Source organism: Acinetobacter sp. YH12098, assembly GCF_013419235.1.
Classification (GTDB): Bacteria; Pseudomonadota; Gammaproteobacteria; order Pseudomonadales; family Moraxellaceae; genus Acinetobacter; species Acinetobacter amyesii.
In genome coordinates, this window is sequence record NZ_VPAO01000011.1 from 44,095 (window position 1) to 62,946 (window position 18,852).

Here is an 18,852-nt window from a genome sequence, read left to right on the forward strand (position 1 = left end):
TTCAAGCTAGTTAAACATCATGAAAATACTAGAGCTACCAAAAACAATTCTTGATCAAAAAAGTTTTAAATGTCCCCATTGTGGAGCATTTTCATATATGAAATGGGATAATTTATCTTTACTTGTATATGATGACCAAGGCGCTGAACATAACGTTCTAACTAGGGTTCATCAAGCAAATTGTGCATCATGTAATAAAGATAGTATTTGGTATAACCATCGAGAAGTTACTGGTTGGTTAGCTTTACAGGGTATACCTAGACCTAGTGATAACACTGAGCTATTAAGATTATTTCCAGTTCAGGAAGTCAATAGTCAAGATATTCCAGATTATTTACCTGATACGCCAGAAGAAGTAAAAAATTATATAAAGAGGCAGCTTTGATTTTTGAATTGTCACCACGTTCTGGTGCCGCTCTTATACGTTTGGCTTTGGAAAAATTATGCGAGCATTTAGGTGTTAAAAAGAAGAATATTAAAGAGTCAATTGAAGAGTTGGCAAAACAACAAATTATTCCATTAAGAGTTGCACAAGCTGCTGATAATATTAGATTGATTGGAAATGCAAATGTACATCCAGGGATTATTGGTGATGAAGTTTTAGAAGATATTAATCCTGCTATTTTTACTTATATTAATTTAATAGTGGATTATGCTATTACAAAACCAAAGGAAATTGAAGAAATTAATTCTTTATTTCCTGAGCAAAAAAGAGCTTCATTATAGGTTTAAAAAACCCGCTCTAAAGCGGGTTTTTTATTTCAAAATCAATTGGTATTAACCAATCAATTTCTTCATCAATTCATTTACTTGAGCAGGGTTAGCTTTACCTTTCGCTGCTTTCATCACTTGACCAACAAGACCGTTAAAGGCTTTCTCTTTACCAGATTTATACTCTTCAACCATCTTCTCGTTAGCAGCAAGTACGTCTTTAATAATCGCTTCAATCGCGCCTGTATCAGTTTCCTGTTTCAAGCCTTTTTCCGCAATAATTTCGTCCGCAGTTTTGCCTTCTTCCCACATAAAGCCAAATACTTGTTTCGCAATTTTGCCGTTAATGGTGTTATCCACAATACGTGCAATCATACCGCCAAGTTTTTCCGCAGATACAGGAGAATCATGAAGCTCTAGGCTCGCTTTGTTTAAAGCACCTGAGAATTCACCCATCACCCAGTTCGCAGCAACTTTACCTTGTGCAGCACCGCCCGCAGCTTTTACCACGTCTTCATAAAACTCTGACATTTCACGAGTCAGTGTTAAAACGTGAGCATCGTATTCAGTTACACCAAAGTCAGCCACAAAACGAGCACGACGTGCAGCAGGAAGCTCAGGAAGGGCAGCACGTGCCGCTTCAATTTGCGCATCTGCAATGATCACTGGCAACAAGTCAGGGTCAGGGAAGTAGCGGTAATCGTTCGCTTCTTCTTTTGAACGCATTGAACGCGTTTCCATCTTCACAGGGTCGAACAAACGTGTTTCTTGGTCGATGGTACCATCCCATTCCAAGATTTCCATTTGACGTTCAATTTCAACATTGATCGCTTGTTCAATGAAACGGAATGAGTTGAGGTTTTTCAATTCACAACGTGTACCGAAAGGTTGACCCGGACGGCGCAGTGACACGTTACAGTCGGCACGGAACGAACCTTCTGCCATGTTACCGTCAGAAATACCTAACCAGCGAACTAGCGTGTGAATCGCTTTAATGTAGGCAACCGCTTCTTCAACCGAACGCATATCGGGTTCAGAGACAATCTCAAGTAAAGGTGTGCCTGCACGGTTTAAATCGATACCAGATTGACCTTCAAATTGGTCATGGATCGATTTACCAGCATCTTCCTCAAGGTGCGCACGTGTTACGCCAATGCGTTTTACAGTGCCATCTTCAAGTTGGATGTCGATATGACCCAAGCCCACAATGGGATTGTCCATTTGGCTGATTTGGTAGCCTTTAGGAGAGTCAGGGTAGAAATAGTTTTTACGTGCAAATACAGAAGCTTGGTCGATGTAAGCATCGATACCCAAACCAAAGCGAATCGCAAGATCAACTACTTCTTTGTTGAGTACTGGCAATACGCCAGGCATTGCCAAATCAACAAGGCTCGCTTGTGTATTTGGGTCTTGACCAAATGTGGTAGATGAACCTGAGAAAATTTTGGTATTGGTCGCAAGCTGAGTGTGAATCTCAATACCAATAACGACTTCCCAACCATCAATCAGGTTAGATTTTGGTTTAGCAGCGTTTTTAGACATTATGCATTCTCCTCAGCAATTGCAGCGCGTTGTGTATGCCAATCGGTTGCTTGTTGGTACTGATGCACCACAGACAACAATTGAGATTCTGACCAGTAGTTACCAATCAACTGTAAGCCAACAGGTAAGTTGTCTTTGTCAAAACCAACAGGCGCGTTAATCGCAGGAAGACCTGCCAAGTTCACTGCGATGGTGTAGATGTCACCTAAGTACATTTCTACAGGAGATAAGTTTGCACCAATCTTGTACGCAGTCGTTGGTGCAGCAGGAGCAGCAATCACGTCTACAGATTCAAATGCTTTTAAGAAGTCTTGTTGAATTAAACGACGTACTTTTTGTGCTTTCACATAGTACGCATCGTAGTAACCCGCAGAAAGCGCGTATGTACCAATCAAGATACGTTGCTGAACTTCTTTACCAAAACCTTCAGAACGTGAACGTTTGTACAAGTCCATTAAGTCCACAGGATTTTCACAGCGGTAGCCATAACGTACACCGTCGAAACGAGATAAGTTAGACGATGCTTCCGCAGGTGCGATCAAGTAATACGTTGGTACGTAGCTTTCAGTCATGTTCAGGTCAATCTCAACCAAGATTGCGCCCATTTCTTCAAGCTTTTTCAATGATTCTTCAACGCGTGCTTTTACGTCTGCATCTAAGCCGGCAACGTTAAAGTACTGTTTAGGAATACCAATGCGTAAGCCTTTTACCGAAGTGCTGTTGAGGTTCGCTACATAGTTATCGACGTCTTTTTCAACCGAAGTTGAATCTTTCGCATCATGACCTGCCATCACGTTCATGAGGTAAGCACAGTCTTCAGCCGAACGTGCCATTGGGCCGCCTTGGTCTAAAGATGATGCATACGCGATCATACCGAAACGAGAAACACGACCGTAAGTCGGTTTAAGACCAGTCAAACCACAGAAAGACGCAGGCTGACGGATTGAACCGCCTGTATCTGTACCTGTTGCAAATGGAGCAAGATCGGCTGCTACAGCCGCAGCAGAACCGCCTGAAGAACCACCCGGAACATGGTTTAAGTTCCAAGGGTTAGCCGTAGCGCCATAAAATGAATTTTCAGAGGTCGAACCCATGGCGAATTCGTCCATGTTCACTTTACCTAAAGTGACAAGGCCCGCAGCTTTACCTTTCGCTACAACGGTCGCGTCGTAAGGAGAGATAAAATTGTCCAGCATTTTAGAACCAGCAGTGGTTTTAATGCCTTGGGTACAGAAAATATCTTTATGTGCAATTGGTACACCGGTCAACGCAGTTGCATTGCCTGCTTTAATTGCAGCATCAGCCGCATCTGCTTGCGCAAGTGCTTGTTCAGCTGTCACGGTCACGTATGACTTGACTTGAGCATCGATTTTTTCAATGCGTTTTAAATAGTGTTCTGTCAATTCGCGTGAAGAAAATTTAGCGCCAGCCAAACCTTCAGACAATTCACGAATTGATAAGCGATGTAAATCTGTCATGAGAAATATTTCTTTACGTTTAATTTGAAAAAATGTTGATCTGAATAAAAATTATTCAATCACACGCGGAACAAGGTACAAGCCATCCTGTACTGCAGGAGCAACTGCTTGATATGCTTCGCGATGATTGGTCTCAGATACCACGTCTTCACGTAAGGGCTGTGGATTGTCGAATGGACTTTTTAGTGGTTCAACACCGTCAGTATCGATGCCTTTCAGGGTTTCCATCATGCCTAAAATTTTATTTAAACTTTGAGCATAGTCAGCAGATTGCGCTTCATCTAGCGACAATCGAGCCAGATGGGCAATCGCTGAAACTGTTTGTGCATTTAGATCTGCAGAATGCTGTGCATCCGATGTAGACATAACATTACCTAATCAGTATTAAAAAAATTCAAAATATCGTGGCTTATAATAAGCGATTGACTTGTTCAAATCATCACATTTAGTTAAAGTTGCCACCTTGCGTCCATATAAAAGTTTAACTGAGAACGTCCCCGTGATTCTAAAACGACTAATTGGCTTGTTTTCGCCGGATCTTGCCATTGATTTAGGCACTGCAAATACACTTATTTATGCGCCAGGACGAGGCATTATATTAAATGAACCGACGGTGGTGGCAATTCGCCACAGTGGTTCACAAAAAATCGTTGCCGCAGTAGGTCTTGACGCGAAGCAAATGCTAGGTCGTACACCTGCAAATATTTCTGCGATTCGCCCAATGAAAGATGGTGTGATTGCAGATTTTGAAGTCACTGAAACGATGTTGAATCAATTCATTGGCAAAGTGCACGAAAAACGTTTGTTCCCACCTGCACCGCGTGTCGTGGTGTGCGTGCCATGTAAATCGACGTTGGTGGAACGCCGTGCAATCCGTGAAGCTGTATACAATGCAGGTGCACGTGAAGTTCGCTTAATTGAAGAGCCAATGGCTGCTGCAATTGGTGCAGGTATGCCTGTTGAGCAAGCTTGTGGTTCGATGGTTGTTGATGTTGGTGGCGGTACAACTGAAATCGCGATCATTTCACTTCAAGGTTGTGTCTATGCAGACTCACTGCGTATCGGTGGTGATGTATTTGATGAACAAATCATTAACTACGTGCGTAAAGCACACGGTTGTGTGATTGGTGAAACCACTGCAGAAAACATCAAAAAAGAAGTTGGTATGGCGCTTCCAGAAGAAGGTGCGAAACCTTTGGAAATCGAAGTCCGTGGTCGTAACTTGGCTGAAGGTGTACCTCGTGCGATTACTGTAACTTCTGATGAAGTGACTCAAGCGATTTCTGATCCACTACAAAACATCGTGGCTGCGGTTAAATCTGCACTAGAGCAAACGCCACCTGAGTTGTCTTCAGACATCGCAGAACGCGGTATTGTGTTGACTGGTGGTGGTGCATTACTTCGTAATCTTGATAAGCTTCTTGCAAAAGAAACAGGTCTTCCTGTCGTAGTTGCAGAAGATCCACTATCATGTGTTACACGTGGTGGTGGTAAGGTTCTCGAATTCTTCGATAACCCAAATCATGACATGTTATTTGTAGGCTAAGAAAAGGACTCGGCGGGTGCAAACGCAACTGTTTTCAAGACAACCGCCATCTTTTCGCTCATTTATCATTGCGGTGATTACATGCTTGGTGGTGCTTTTCTTTGATTGGCGCATGCCGCATGTAATTCAACCGGCCAGAGACGTCTTGTATGCGGCATATAATCCAATTTATGCACTTGCAAGCTATCCAGTGTTATCGCGAGAATGGCTGAATCAACAAACCAAGTCTGAAGCTCAATTACGTCGTGAAAATACCGCGATGCAAGCAGAGTTAATTCAGGCTCAAGTCCGTTTACAGAAACTTTCTGAACTTTCTGCTGAAAATACTCGACTACGTGGACTACTCGATACACCACTCATCATTGATGGTCGTATGGAGATTGCCGAAGTCATTGGTACTGATGCTGATCCCTTACGTCATATTATTGTGATTAACCGTGGAGCCAGCAGTCAGCTTAAAGTGGGACAAACTGTACTCGATGACAAGGGCATTATGGGGCAAATTATCAATGTTTACCCGCATAGTAGCCGTGTCATGTTGCTCTCAGACAAAGAGCACTCTTTATCCGTGCGTATGGAGCATACCGGTATGCGCGCAATCGTTACGGGTACAGGTGACTTAGGTCGACTTAAGATGGAATACGTGCCAACCAGTGCGAATATCAAAGTCGGTGAAAAAGTCTATAGCTCAGGGCTAGGGGCACATTTCCCAGCGGGTTATTTGGTAGGGACAGTGTCGAAAGTCAGTCGTCACAATAGCGGTGAATTTGCCCAAATTGATATCAATCCTGCTGCACAATTGGCAGGTGGTCATCATGTGGTTGTGCTATTTTCCGATTCTTTAGCGATGGAGCAACCGCATGTCACTCGCTAAGCTTAGTCGTCATACAGAGCGCGACCCATTATTTCCGATTATCTTTTCCATCATTTTGGCATCCGTGCTGATGGTGTATCCGCTTTCTTATGACTTATCGGGTTGGCGTCCATTATTCATGATGATGATCATGCTATTTTGGGTACTCTGTCAGCCGACATGGTGCGGTGTTTGGTTTGCATTTGCCACAGGTCTCTTTACGGACTTGTTGACTGATGCACCTTTTGGCATGAACGCACTGAGTTTTGTGGTCATTGCATTTGTGACGCGCTTTTTAACGCGTGAACGTCGTATCCTTACATTTGGTAATTTATGGATTATTGCTGCAATGGCAATTTTCGCGCATTTACTGTTTGTGTGGATTGTTCAAGTGATGGGTGGGGCACAGTTTTCATTTGCTCGCCATTGGCAGCCAATTGTTACTAGCTTACTCATTTGGCCAATCATGTATTACTTCCTGAGAAAATGGCGCATATAATTTTAGCTTCGAGTTCTCCTCGACGACGCGAACTTTTGCAACAATTGGGTCTGGAATTTGAAATTTTCAGTCCAGATATTGATGAGTCCGTGTTGGAAGGAGAATCTGTAGCGGATTATGTAGAGCGTTTAGCACGTGCTAAAGCTTGCGCAGTACAACAACAATTCCCTAATGCTATCGTTATTGCCGCCGATACCAGTTTAGGCGTAGATGAGCACATTTTAGGAAAACCAGCGTCGAAAGCACATGCTTTTTCTATGTGGGAAATGATCTCTGGACGAAAACATGATGTGTTTTCAGGTGTTTGTGTCAGTACAAAAGATCAAATATACAGTATAGTAGTGCGTACACAGGTTGAATTTCAAACGCTGAGTCTAGCTGACATGGAAAGCTATTGGGCAACAGGTGAACCAATCGGCAAGGCGGGAGCCTATGCTATTCAAGGAATTGCTGCGCGCTATATTCCTTGTATTGAAGGGAGCTACAGCAATGTCGTTGGGCTGCCTTTGCATGAAACCGTACAGTTATTACAGACAGTTAAGGCATTAAATTAACTGCTGCAACACAAGAATTTTTATAATGTTTTGAGTTTTGATATGTCTGACGAGTTGTTGATTAACGTCACACCGATGGAATGTCGTGTGGCGTTGATTCAAAACGGTACGGTCAATGAATTATTTGTTGAACGCACCGTGAAGCGTGGGTTAGTGGGCAATATTTATAAAGGGAAAGTTGTTCGTGTGCTTCCGGGTATGCAGGCTGCTTTTATTGATATTGGATTGTCGAGAACGGCTTTTTTACATATCAATGATATGGTCTGGCAGCGCAATCAACCGACCCCGAACGTTTTTGAGCTGTTACAACCGGGACAAGTGCTCACCGTACAAGTCATGAAAGATATGTTGGGTACCAAAGGTGCACGACTTTCTACTGATCTTTCTATTCCTTCCCGTTACCTCGTTTTAATGCCATATGGCAGTCATACCGGTGTTTCACAGCGCATTGAGTCTGAAGAAGAACGTGATCGCTTGCGTAGCATGATTGAACGCATTCAAAAGGAACACAACTTACCGGGTTCAGTCATCGTTCGTACTGCCGCCGAAGGTATTCCTGAATGTGAAATTGCGCAGGACATGGCTTATTTAGCAAAACTGTGGGAATACATTCAACGTAAACAACGCAGTATTGTCGTACCTTCTTTGATTTTTGAAGAGCTACCTTTACCGCAACGCGTCATCCGTGATTTGGCCAATGAAGATACGTCTAAAATTCAGGTCGACTCACGAGAAGTACATGGTAAATTGCAAGAATTTGTCCAAGAATTTGTACCGAGCATGCAAAATCGCTTACTGCATTATCCGGGTGAGCGTCCAATTTTTGACTTGTACAATGTCGAAGAAGATATTCAAAAAGCCTTACAGACACGTGTAGCACTTAAGTCTGGCGGCTACCTGATGATCGATCAAACTGAAGCCATGACAACGATTGATGTCAACACAGGCTCCTATGTCGGTGGCCGTTCACTTGAAGACACTGTGTTTAAAACCAATATGGAAGCCACACAGGTCATTGCACGTCAGCTTCGACTACGTAACTTGGGCGGGATTATCATTATTGACTTCATTGATATGCAAGAAGCACATCATCGAGAAGAAGTGATGAGCCAGTTTGAGAAAATGCTCGAGCGCGATCATGCCAAAACCAAGATCACTCAAGTGTCTGAGCTGGGTTTGGTGGAAATGACCCGTAAACGCACCCGTGAATCTCTGGAGCATCTGCTTTGTGATTCTTGCCCGACCTGTCAGGGGCGTGGTTATGTGAAAACGGCTGAAACAGTTTGCTATGAAATTTTCCGTGAAATCTTGAGATATGCACGTGCTTATGAATCACAAAGTGGTTTCACTGTGGTGGCACATCCGTCGGTGATTGACCGATTGTTAACTGCTGAAGCACCTGCAGTGGCTGATTTAGAGCACTTTATTAGCCGTGTGATCAAGTTCCAAGTGGAAAATTTATATACGCAAGAGCAATACGATATCATTCTGAGCTGAAATTGTAACAGAATATCGTTAAACACTTGTTACAACTGAGATTTTACTTTTGAACTGTTATTTTGAATACTAGACACATCAAATAGCCAAAGCCATTTTCCTGCATTGGACTTGAAAATGGCTTAGCAAAAAGAGGTGTACTATGGGTGTTAGTAAAACAGTAATGAAAAGTGGTCTTAAAACTGTAGTTGAAGCAAAAGCGATCCATTCAGGTTATATCGTGGATGAGCGTGGTAATGAGGTTCAAATTACAGCGTCTATGATTCGCTCTGCTTGTCATCAGTTACTTAAACAGTGCCGAGCTATCAAAGCTTAAATATTGAAATATAAATAATGTAATCCAGAGGGTTATAGTGCTAACGCGCAATTCTAAAATATTTAATGCGCTAAAATTTTATAAATAATGGAAAATAAATTTAATTATCAGTGTGTATCTACAAGTCATAATTAAACAATAACAACGGATTTGTTCACCTAAATTTTAGCTTATACACATAAATTGCTCCAAAAAATCAATCAAAGTTCATATACTAAAAACCCGTCTAGATTGTTCAATTTAGACGGGTTTTTATCATTATGTATGGTTCAATCTGCTGATGAACTGATACTAAGTTGTGAAGCAGGCGGTTAGCTAACCGCCTGAAACTTTGGGGAATCTTGGTTCACAATGGCTTCAAATCGTTGGATTTCTTCTTCCAAATGCGTCAGTAAATTTTGCATTTTTGGCAGCGCATTACGACATGCGGTTAAACCCACTTCAAGCTTATCTAAATAGCTGGTCATGGTGATATTAAGCGCTTGACCATCCAAAACAATAGACGCTGGGTAGAGCGCTTCTAAACGTGCACCATTCCAATATAACGGCTCTTGTGGGCCGGGAACATTCGAAATGACCAAGTTAAAGGCCTGACGTTTTGGCATGAAGCCTGATGCAATATTTAAACCTGCTGCACTGTAGACAAAAGCACTGTAGTTTAAAATTTGATTCGAGTTCATCCGCTTAAAGCGCTCTTTGGCATTGAGCACACTACGACGCACAATCTTCAACCGTTCTAGCGGATCTTCTTTATGGGTTCCAAGATTGGCCAAAATCATGGTAATACGGTTTGACATATCTGAATCATCGGTACGAACTGATGCAGGCACCATGGCAATCAATGGCTTTTTAGGTAAAGCATTTTGTGTAATTAAATATTCACGTAATGCGCCTGAACAAATTGCAAGCACAATATCATTAATTGTTACGCCGAGTGACTTGGCAATATGTGACAAACGTGAAAATTCAAAAGACTGAGCAGCGAAACGACGAGAAGAACTAACCCGTTGGTTTAATATTGAACTCGGCGCTTGGAAACTAGACACATAATCTGGGTTACGCCCCATATCTTTCATTACTGTTTGTGACAGTTCGTACAAAACTCGTGGAGTTGAGTCAAGTTGTCCCTTAATGGTCGATAACAGACCTTTCATACGACTGGATTTAGGCTGTTTTAGGCGTTTTGCACGAGGGCCTTCTACACACCATGGTGGCACAATTCTTTTAGCATCTGGGTCATGCGAAAGTGATTTTTCAACTAAACGCATACCTGCAATGCCATCGACCATCGCGTGGTGGATTTTGAAGTACATCGCAAAACGATTGCCTTCAATGCCTTCAATAATATGGCAAGTCCAAAGCGGTTTTGCACGGTCAATCAGCGCACTGTGTTCTTGAGAAATATAAGTCAAAAGTTCACGAATACGACCGGGATGCGGCAGTGCGATATGGCGGAAGTGATGATCTAAATCAAACTCTTCGTCTTCATCCCAAAAGAAGCCGTTGAGTTTATTGTTAAAAGGAGGAATAGGAATGGATTTTGAATTACGAATATCTGCGACTAAATCTTGAATAAAAGTATCTGGTGCATTGTCAGGGATCTGAAATAAAAATAGACCACCTACGTGCATCGGTTGTTGCCGTTTCTCTAAATTTAAGAATATGAAATCAATAGGATGTAATGGACGCATAGCGTTGATTGCCTCACTGCAATTTCTACAGCTGCTCATGTATGAGTAGCATTGTTAGAATTATTAAATTGTCTTTTGCAGTATAGCGTTTTTACGTTGAAATGATACGGAATTATGTGTATCGATGCGTTGAAAAAAACCACTGCTATGCAGTGGTTTTGTGATCTTTATTTTTTCATGTTGCCTGCGTGTAAGCCGCATTCTTTATGGGTTGCATCTTCCCACCACCAGCGACCTTCTCGTTCGTGTTGATTCGGTAAAACAGGTCGAGTACATGGTTCACAGCCAATCGAGATAAAGCCACGTTCGTGTAGTGGATTATATGGAATTTCCATTAGACGGATATAGTTCCAGACATCAGCGCTAGACCAGTTTGCCAAAGGATTATATTTAATCAATTGCTTGCCCGGACCTGAAAAACTGGGGTCTGCTTGTACCACAGGAATTTCATTACGTGTGCCTGGGCTTTGGTCTTTACGTTGACCAGTGATCCAGCCATCTAAAGTGGCTAGTTTTTTACGCAAAGGTTGTACTTTACGGATACCACAGCATTCTTTATGTTCATCTTGATAGAAGCTAAAAAAGCCCTTTTCTGTTACCAGTTTTTGTACGGCATCACTTTCTGGGAAACAGATTTCAATATCAATTTTATAATGTTTACGGACAGTATCTAAAAATTGGTAAGTTTCAGGGTGTAAGCGACCGGTATCTAAACTAAATACACGAAAAGGAATCCCTAAGTTCGATGCAAGATCAATCAGTACAACATCTTCTGCACCAGAAAAGGAAATCGCAACTTCACCTTGCTGGCTAAGCGCAAGTTTCATAATCTCAGAAGGTGATTTATCTGCATATTCAGATGCAAGTGCATCGACAAGGTCAATAGTAGGGATGGTAGTCATGAATGTCCTGGCTATAGGCTTGGAACGTTAAAACCTATATTAATTTATTTCAGAACTATTTTAATGGAAATGCTAAAACACACTTATCACTAAAAAATAGATACTTATGAAAAAAATAGATTTAAAAAAGAACAATGCATTTTTTTATTCTTCCGCTATGATAATGAAAAATTTTTTTCACATAACAGAGGGTAGAGTGCATGGAAGTCGTTTGTTTAGATCTAGAAGGGGTTTTAGTACCTGAAATTTGGATTAATTTTGCGAAAAAAACAGGCATTAAAGAACTTGAAGCAACGACTCGTGACATTCCAGATTACGATGTGTTGATGACTCAGCGTTTAAATATCCTAAAACAACACGGTTTGGGTTTAAACGATATTCAAGACGTAATCGCAGATATGGGGCCATTTGAAGGTGCAAAAGAGTTTGTAGAGTGGGTGCGTACTCATTTTCAATTGATTATTCTTTCAGATACTTTCTATGAGTTTGCACATCCATTAATGCAGCAACTTGGTTGGCCAACGATTTTCTGCCACAAATTAGAAACTGATGAAAATGGTATGATCTCAGCTTATAAGCTTCGTCAACCTGATCAAAAGCGTAAAGCCGTTCAAGCATTGCATGGGTTAAACTTCCGGGTGATTGCAGCAGGTGATTCTTATAACGATACGACGATGCTTGGTGAAGCAGATGCGGGTTTCTTATTTGATGCGCCTGACAATGTGATTGCAGAATTTCCACAATTCCCACCAATTCATGGCTATGCTGCATTAAAAGAAGCGATTCGTAATGCTTCAGTTCGTGATATTCCAGCTTAATTCTGTATAGCTGGTTATAGAAAAGGGCGCTTATGCGCCCTTTCTTGTTTAATGCAAAGCTGTTCTAACAACTTAGAAGCGATAGCCTATTTTCAAACCATAGCCAAGCGCATGGTTATCTTCAAATTCACCTACTGGATTACCACCAGTTTGAGCAGTAGCATCACCTAACCAGAAGTATTTAACACCTGCTTGGATGAAATAGTTTTCAGCAGGACTATATTGACCACCTAGACCAACATTCCAATTCCCTTCAACAGGGCCTAAAGTCGTAATAGGGTTGCCAGCACCAGAGTCATAACCCACAGCTGCAGTACCCGCCCATTTATCATTGAACTTACGAGAAATACCTGTAGTGATTGAGTACTGATCGTCAGAATAATCAATTAAATTGTTGCCGCCTGAACGTTGGAATAATGCTTGCGGTGTTACTGCAAATTGATCCCAATGAACCCAGCGAAGGTTAGCAAAAGCTAAAGTGTTTGCAGCAATACCAGTTTGTAAATCTACGTTTACAGATTGCGGTGTAATTGCATCAACACGAGCGTCAGCTAAACCGATCGTAGTACCTGTAGGTAGAGTAACACCAGGAGCAACAGTCATAGGAGATGAAAGCGTATAAGTTTCTTCACCAGTTGCTTTGTGCTTAATTTCTGAACGATACGTTACAGAAGCTTTTAAAGCAATTTTTGGAATAGAGTAGGCGAAACCTGCTAACCAACCATATGCTTCTTCTTCAGCAATCTTGATGTTATAACCAGAAAGGCCTTGGTAAGCTAAACCACGGAGTTTGATATCTGCTTCAACAGTTTGCCATACTGGACCTGCATAGAAGTTCCAGTTCTCTGTTGGTTGGTAACCTATCAGTGCTGTTAGATTATTAGTTCGAACTTTAACATTAGTGCTTTCAGAGCCTTGGTTGAAAACGCCGGAATCAATACCATAAGTGGCATCAGCACCAAAAGGTTGATCATATAAAAGGCCTAAAGAAATTTTATCAGATGCTTGTACTTTGATTGCGGCAGATGGGAAGTAGTAGTCATCACCCATATCTGAAAGATCTTCACCACCAAGAGAATGTGTGGCTTTACCTTCAACTGTTGGATCTAAAACAGAAATACCTGCTTCTGCGTAGTTACCAGGTTGTAAGAATGCTGAAATAGACTGACCTGAACGATCTAGACCCGCTGCAAATAATGATGCTGTTGGTAAAGCGGTAAGTAAAATTGCGTAGCTAAGGTGATTTAAGCGCATACTTTTCCCTGTTTGTAACTTTTGATGTTATTTCAATGTGTGGAAAGTAACATAAATAGAAAAACAGTAAATAAGAGTTGCTACTCTAAAATTGAACTAGGGAAGTTAAAAAATGAGCATGACTAGAGTATTTATTCTAGTGATTGATAATTATCTTTATGATTTTTAAATGAAAAATTAGAGTAAAAAGCTTAGTTTTTGATAAATGTTTTAGTAAATTTAAATGTTTATTGTTTGATCAAACAAGATAGGGAAAGAATAAAAAGTTAGGGCCATAGCGAACTATGGCCCGAATCATATTTAAATTAGAAGCGGTAACCGATTTTTAAACCGTATGCCCAAGCATCGTTATCTTCAAATGATGCTACTGATTCATTTGTACCAAACATTGATGCAGGTTGTGCTTCAGCATCACCTAACATGAAGTATTTAACACCACCTGCGATAAAGTAGTTAGGCGCTGGGCTGAATTGTAAACCTAAGCCAACGTTCCAGTAGCCTTCAGTAGGACCAAGTGTTGATACAGGGTTGCCTGCACCAGAATCCCAACCTACAGAAACGTTACCAGCCCATTGTTCACTCAATTTACGACCTATACCAACTGTAGCATTGATTTGATCGTCAGAATAAGCAACAAGGTCAAATCCACCAACAGGACCACGACCAAGGGTACCTAATGTTTCAGATGCTTTACCAAAAGCGGTTGGGCGAATTGCAAAATTTGACCAATCTACCCAACGTACATTTGCAAATGCGACAGTGTCGGCCATGATACCAGTTTGAAAATCAAGGTTAACAGACTGCGGTGTGGTGATCTTAGTGTCAGCACGCGTTGAAAAAGCACCGCCTAGTAGAGCACTGCTTCCAGTTTCAGTGGTTGCAGCTTCGTGATCAATCTCAGAACGGTAAGTAATAGATGCTTTTAAAGCAATTTCTGGGATTTGGTAAGCTAATCCTGCTAACCAACCAACGGCACTATCTTCTTTCATATTTGCATTATATAAACCGAGAGCTTGGTTTGCTCCATATGCAATACCACGTAGTTGAACATCGCCTTTTACTGTTTGATATACACCACCGCCATAAATGTTGAAATTTTCAGTCGGTTGAAAACCAAATATCATCGAAATATTTTGGGTGTGAACGTCGACTTCAGTTGTTTCGCCCATTAGCTGGAATGCACCAGGGGTGCCTGCAACTGGTAGTGTTTGATCTGTTGCACTATATTTAGCTTCTGCGCCAAATGGTTGATCATATAGTAAACCAAAAGAAAAATTATCAGTTAGCTGTAATTTTAATGCTGCTTGTGGAAAATAGTAATCACCTGCCATGTCATCTAGTGAAGTATTGGCAAGAGCTCCTAATGTTGGGTTGCTAGCAGGAGCAGTACTGTTCATCTTCCCAGAAACATTAGGGTCTAAAACCGAAATGCCAGCTTCAAAATAGTTCCCTGGTTGTAGAAATGCAGAAATAGATTGTCCTGAACGATCTAGTGCTGCTGCAAAAGCACCTGTCATTGGAACTGAAGCAAGAATCATGGCTGTAGCTAAAGTTTTTAATTTCATTCTTCGTCATTCCTTGAGATACGAATTTGATTTTTATGGTTACTGCATATATTCGTTATGGAAAACTTCTTAATACTCTTAGGCTTAATTGTTACTCCATGTGACAAAAATAGCACAATTAAAATAAGAGTAAATGCTCTAGATTGAAAAATATGGCTAAAAGTTGCTATTTTTAGAGTAAAAGTACTAATTAGTATATATAACATTTTGATTATTATTTAATATTTTCATTTAGCGCATTATTTTCTAAACCTAGAAAAAAATTGAAAAAATTTTGATATGAGCAGTCATAAATTGATTTTTTGGCCTTATGGACCATACTATGTGTCGTTTTTTGCATTGAGAGGTAGGTGGTTAGCACATTTTAAAGCGCTATTTAACTGTTCTTAAAAATAGTCTTTGAACAGTAATCTTTGTAAAAACAATAACTAAGTTAAAAACTGTAATTGATGGGTTTTTAGTGTGAAAGGTTCTTTCTTTATATTTATTGGTATATGGGGGATTACAAATACAGGGAGGAGGGATATCTCAGAAATTGTGCGCTCTGCGGGACTCGAACCCACGTCGGTCGCTTAGGAGGCAACTGCTCTATCCAGTTAAGCTAAGAGCGCAAGACGGAGGCTAATGTACTCCTATTTTAGCTAAAAAAAAAGTTATTGCCGAAACAATAACTTTTTAAATTACTTAGTCTTTATGAACTTCATTGGGGTCAATGTCGCTCAAATCTTTAGGATTAAGATAGTTAAACATTAATAACATGACTGTAATCCAAACAGGGATCATTAGAACAGATTCCATAAAGCCCTGAGTCCACATAATAAAGAGAACTAAAGCAATAAAGATCAGAACGATGTAGTTGCTGACTGGTGCCCAAAGTGCAGGATAAGACGTTGTAAAATTCAAAATACGTTTTGCACGACGGAACTGTAAGTGAGTCATGGTAATCATCGCCCAGTTAAGGACAAGTGCACCAACCACCACATACATTAAGTGACCAAGCGCATCTTCAGGTACGAAGTAGTTTAAGAGTACGCAACCGAAAATCAGGACTGCAGAAAGTAATACCGCTGGAATTGGCACGCCACTTTTGTTGGTTTTAGCGAAAACTTTTGGTGCATTACCTTGCTTCGCCAAGCTGTAAAGCATACGGCTATTGGCATACATACCGCTGTTATAAACAGACAGTGCTGCAGTTAAGATAATGAAGTTCAGTAAATGTGCAGCCCAATCAATTCCTAGTTGGCTAAAGATCATCACAAATGGACTTTTGTCTAAACCACCTAGTTCAAGCTGATTCCATGGCACAAGTGACAATAGAATAGTCAAAGAACCCACGTAGAAAATCAAAATACGAAAAACAACTTGGTTAATCGCTTTAGGAATAGTTTCTTTTGGATTTTCAGCTTCCGCTGCCGCCATACCAATCAGTTCAATACCACCGAAGGCGAACATCAAGAAAGCCAGCATGAAGAATAAGCCTTCAAAACCATTTGGGAAGAAGCCGCCTTGACTCCATAAGTTGGTAAATGATGCTGTTGAGTTGGCATCTGCAGTCAGTAGCAAATACAAACCAAATACGATCATCGAAATAACTGCAGTGACTTTAATAATCGACAGCCAAAACTCAGATTCACCATAAAACTTCACATTACCTAAGTTTACTAAAGTAATGATCACGAAGAAGAACAGTACAGATGCCCATGCTGGAATATGAGGCCACCAGTAATTGATGTATTTCGCAACAGCGGTGAGTTCTGTCATTGCCACTAAAATATAGAGAATCCAGTAGTTCCAACCTGTTAAGAAACCTGGAAATTTCCCCCAATATTTATATGCAAAATGGCTAAATGAACCCGCTACAGGTTCATGGACGATCATTTCACCCAACTGACGCATAATTAGAAAGGCGATCAAACCGCCAATGGCGTAGCCTAGAATAATGGATGGTCCAGCAGATTGAATCACATGCGCTGAGCCCAAGAATAAGCCTGTACCAATTGCACCACCCATGGCAATCAATTGAATATGACGATTCTTTAAGCCACGCTTGAGTTCGGAGGAATTGGTAGTCAAGTTACTCTTCCCGAGAATGGTTTAATTTTGGTAATTGTAATGTATAGAGAATGAATAGCCTAGTAGCTCAAAATTTATGAAAAATATTTATAGGTTTGATAACCTATTTTTTGTTTTAAATGCTGAGTTAAAAATTTATGAATCAATAGATTAATTTTATTTTAATTGAAATTCTGATGCTTGCCTTTATATGGAAAAGGTATCGAATGTTGTTTTTTTATACTTAAGTCATGTGATTGTTAAAACTTCAATTAAACATTGTATGATGCAAAAGCGCAGAAAAGAACGCTCTGCCAAAACACAATGATAAAGATTAAGGATTCAATAAAAATGAGTTTTGCTCCCCAAATTAAGATTGCAGCGACTTATATGCGCGGTGGTACTAGTAAAGGTGTATTTTTCAAGCTAGATGATTTACCGCTTGCGGCACAACAAGCTGGAAAAGTTCGCGACCAACTTTTATTGCGAGTGATTGGCAGTCCAGATCCTTATGGCAAACAAATTGATGGGATGGGGGGAGCGACTTCAAGTACCAGTAAAACCGTGATTTTGGCAAAAAGTTCACAGCCTGAGCATGATGTAGACTATCTATTTGGACAAGTGTCAATTGATAAAGCATTTGTCGACTGGAGTGGTAACTGCGGAAATTTAACTGCAGCGGTTGGTGCGTTTGCCATTTCAAATGGTTTGGTTGAGGCATCACGTATTCCTGAAAATGGTTTGTGTACGGTTCGTATTTGGCAAGCCAATATTCAAAAAACCATAATTGCGCATGTACCTATTACTGATGGTGCAGTACAGGAAACTGGTGATTTTGAACTAGATGGTGTGACCTTCCCAGCAGCCGAAGTTCAAATTGAATTTTTAGACCCCGCAGATGATGGTGAAGATGGCGGCGCTATGTTCCCTACAGGGAATTTGGTCGATACCTTAACCGTACCCGATGAAGGCAGTTTCCCTGCAACATTCATTAATGCAGGTATTCCAACGATTTTCTTAAATGCAGAAGATATTGGTTATGTCGGCACTGAACTGCAAGATGCGATCAACGGTGACGCTAAGGCATTGGCCCGTTTTGAAAAAATCCGTGCTTATGGTGCACAACAAATGGGTTTGATTTCAGATATTGCTGAAGCAGAGCAACGTCAACATACACCAAAGATTGCATTTGTTTCAAAGCCGAAAGCTTATACATCTTCGAGTTCTAAACAAATTTCAGAACACGATACGGACTTATTGGTTCGTGCCTTGTCGATGGGGAAACTGCATCATGCCATGATGGGCACAGCGGCAGTTGCCATTGGTACAGCAGCTGCGATACCGGGGACACTTGTGAACTTAGCCGCGGGTGGTGGGGAGCGAGAAGCCGTGCGTTTCGGACATCCATCTGGGACGCTACGTGTAGGTGCGCAAGCAATTTATGAAAATGGTCAGTGGGTCGTTAAAAAAGCCGTGATGAGCCGAAGTGCGCGTGTCTTAATGGAAGGCTGGGTGCGTATTCCTGCGGATAGTTTAGATTAAGTATTTAACATCTCATTTGAAATCAGCCTCTG

At 41.0% G+C, this 18,852-nt stretch carries 18 protein-coding genes and 1 tRNA gene; 10 read left to right on the forward strand and 9 right to left on the reverse strand.

All coding sequences use genetic code 11. The features are described 5' to 3' along the window. Positions 1–19: 19 nt before the first annotated feature. Positions 20–385: a hypothetical protein gene (locus tag FTU38_RS16810; RefSeq protein WP_252725847.1), complete on the forward strand. Its 366-nt coding sequence runs from the start codon at positions 20–22 to the stop codon at positions 383–385. After that, positions 382–726, forward strand: a complete 345-nt coding sequence (locus FTU38_RS16815) for a DUF4145 domain-containing protein (protein ID WP_257224697.1) — start codon at positions 382–384, stop codon at positions 724–726. The genes FTU38_RS16810 and FTU38_RS16815 overlap by 4 nt, the downstream gene beginning before the upstream one ends. A 51-nt stretch (positions 727–777) precedes the next feature. On the opposite strand, the gene gatB is transcribed toward FTU38_RS16815, so the two are convergent. From gatB to gatC, 3 genes are read right to left on the reverse strand one after another with little or no spacing between them, the layout of a single operon-like run. Continuing rightward, positions 778–2,253: an Asp-tRNA(Asn)/Glu-tRNA(Gln) amidotransferase subunit GatB gene (gene gatB / locus FTU38_RS04785; RefSeq protein WP_168379040.1), complete on the reverse strand. Its 1,476-nt coding sequence runs from the start codon at positions 2,251–2,253 to the stop codon at positions 778–780. Then, positions 2,253–3,731: an Asp-tRNA(Asn)/Glu-tRNA(Gln) amidotransferase subunit GatA gene (gene gatA / locus FTU38_RS04790; RefSeq protein ID WP_180110668.1), complete on the reverse strand. Its 1,479-nt coding sequence runs from the start codon at positions 3,729–3,731 to the stop codon at positions 2,253–2,255. Before gatA ends, gatB begins: the two co-directional genes overlap by 1 nt. Positions 3,732–3,782: 51 nt before the next feature. Continuing rightward, positions 3,783–4,097 (reverse strand): Asp-tRNA(Asn)/Glu-tRNA(Gln) amidotransferase subunit GatC, encoded by a 315-nt coding sequence (gene gatC / locus FTU38_RS04795; RefSeq protein WP_078189985.1) that lies wholly within the window; start codon positions 4,095–4,097, stop codon positions 3,783–3,785. A 133-nt stretch (positions 4,098–4,230) separates the two neighbouring features. Here gatC and FTU38_RS04800 point away from each other — a divergent pair, with 133 nt between their 5' ends. The 6 genes from FTU38_RS04800 to FTU38_RS04825 all read left to right on the forward strand — a co-directional run bounded on the left by FTU38_RS04800 (position 4,231) and on the right by FTU38_RS04825 (position 8,996). Further along, the gene (locus tag FTU38_RS04800; protein WP_086178633.1) at positions 4,231–5,277 is read left to right on the forward strand and encodes a rod shape-determining protein; all 1,047 of its coding nucleotides are present in this window, start codon (positions 4,231–4,233) and stop codon (positions 5,275–5,277) included. A 16-nt stretch (positions 5,278–5,293) separates the two neighbouring features. Beyond that, positions 5,294–6,151, forward strand: coding sequence for a rod shape-determining protein MreC (gene mreC / locus FTU38_RS04805; protein WP_078189984.1), 858 nt, complete (start codon positions 5,294–5,296; stop codon positions 6,149–6,151). Beyond that, the gene (gene mreD, locus FTU38_RS04810) at positions 6,138–6,629 is read left to right on the forward strand and encodes a rod shape-determining protein MreD (RefSeq protein WP_168379038.1); all 492 of its coding nucleotides are present in this window, start codon (positions 6,138–6,140) and stop codon (positions 6,627–6,629) included. Before mreC ends, mreD begins: the two co-directional genes overlap by 14 nt. After that, a complete protein-coding gene (locus tag FTU38_RS04815; RefSeq protein WP_180110669.1) occupies positions 6,617–7,183 on the forward strand; it encodes a Maf-like protein in 567 nt (188 codons plus the stop codon). Before mreD ends, FTU38_RS04815 begins: the two co-directional genes overlap by 13 nt. 42 nt (positions 7,184–7,225) lie before the next feature. Further along, positions 7,226–8,680 carry a ribonuclease G gene (gene rng / locus FTU38_RS04820; RefSeq protein WP_078189981.1) on the forward strand — a complete coding sequence of 485 codons (1,455 nt, stop codon included), beginning with the start codon at positions 7,226–7,228 and terminating at the stop codon, positions 8,678–8,680. Positions 8,681–8,822: 142 nt separating this feature from the next. Next, positions 8,823–8,996 (forward strand): PA1571 family protein, encoded by a 174-nt coding sequence (locus FTU38_RS04825; protein WP_168379036.1) that lies wholly within the window; start codon positions 8,823–8,825, stop codon positions 8,994–8,996. Between the two features lie 311 nt (positions 8,997–9,307). Here the strand turns inward: FTU38_RS04825 and FTU38_RS04830 are convergent, their stop codons facing one another. Together FTU38_RS04830 and FTU38_RS04835 are read right to left on the reverse strand one after the other, a co-directional pair. Then, positions 9,308–10,687 carry a wax ester/triacylglycerol synthase family O-acyltransferase gene (locus FTU38_RS04830; protein WP_180110670.1) on the reverse strand — a complete coding sequence of 460 codons (1,380 nt, stop codon included), beginning with the start codon at positions 10,685–10,687 and terminating at the stop codon, positions 9,308–9,310. Between the two features lie 167 nt (positions 10,688–10,854). Then, positions 10,855–11,589 (reverse strand): phosphoadenylyl-sulfate reductase, encoded by a 735-nt coding sequence (locus FTU38_RS04835; RefSeq protein WP_180110671.1) that lies wholly within the window; start codon positions 11,587–11,589, stop codon positions 10,855–10,857. Between the two features lie 200 nt (positions 11,590–11,789). Here FTU38_RS04835 and thrH point away from each other — a divergent pair, with 200 nt between their 5' ends. Further along, entirely contained in the window at positions 11,790–12,407 is a 618-nt protein-coding gene (thrH, locus tag FTU38_RS04840; RefSeq protein WP_078189978.1) for a bifunctional phosphoserine phosphatase/homoserine phosphotransferase ThrH, read from the forward strand. A gap of 72 nt (positions 12,408–12,479) precedes the next feature. Here the strand turns inward: thrH and FTU38_RS04845 are convergent, their stop codons facing one another. The 4 genes from FTU38_RS04845 to FTU38_RS04860 form a co-directional block, all read right to left on the reverse strand. Next, a complete protein-coding gene (locus FTU38_RS04845; RefSeq protein ID WP_180110672.1) occupies positions 12,480–13,661 on the reverse strand; it encodes an OmpP1/FadL family transporter in 1,182 nt (393 codons plus the stop codon). 305 nt (positions 13,662–13,966) lie between these two features. Then, complete coding sequence (locus FTU38_RS04850) at positions 13,967–15,226, reverse strand: OmpP1/FadL family transporter (protein ID WP_180110673.1); 1,260 nt, start codon at positions 15,224–15,226, stop codon at positions 13,967–13,969. 538 nt (positions 15,227–15,764) lie between these two features. Continuing rightward, a tRNA-Arg gene (locus FTU38_RS04855) sits at positions 15,765–15,837 on the reverse strand. A gap of 73 nt (positions 15,838–15,910) precedes the next feature. Beyond that, positions 15,911–17,299, reverse strand: coding sequence for an amino acid permease (locus FTU38_RS04860; RefSeq protein WP_078189974.1), 1,389 nt, complete (start codon positions 17,297–17,299; stop codon positions 15,911–15,913). Between the two features lie 330 nt (positions 17,300–17,629). On the opposite strand from FTU38_RS04860, the gene prpF reads away from it, so the two are divergent. Further along, positions 17,630–18,820 (forward strand): 2-methylaconitate cis-trans isomerase PrpF, encoded by a 1,191-nt coding sequence (gene prpF / locus FTU38_RS04865; protein WP_180004315.1) that lies wholly within the window; start codon positions 17,630–17,632, stop codon positions 18,818–18,820. The last annotated feature ends 32 nt before the right edge of the window (positions 18,821–18,852 follow it).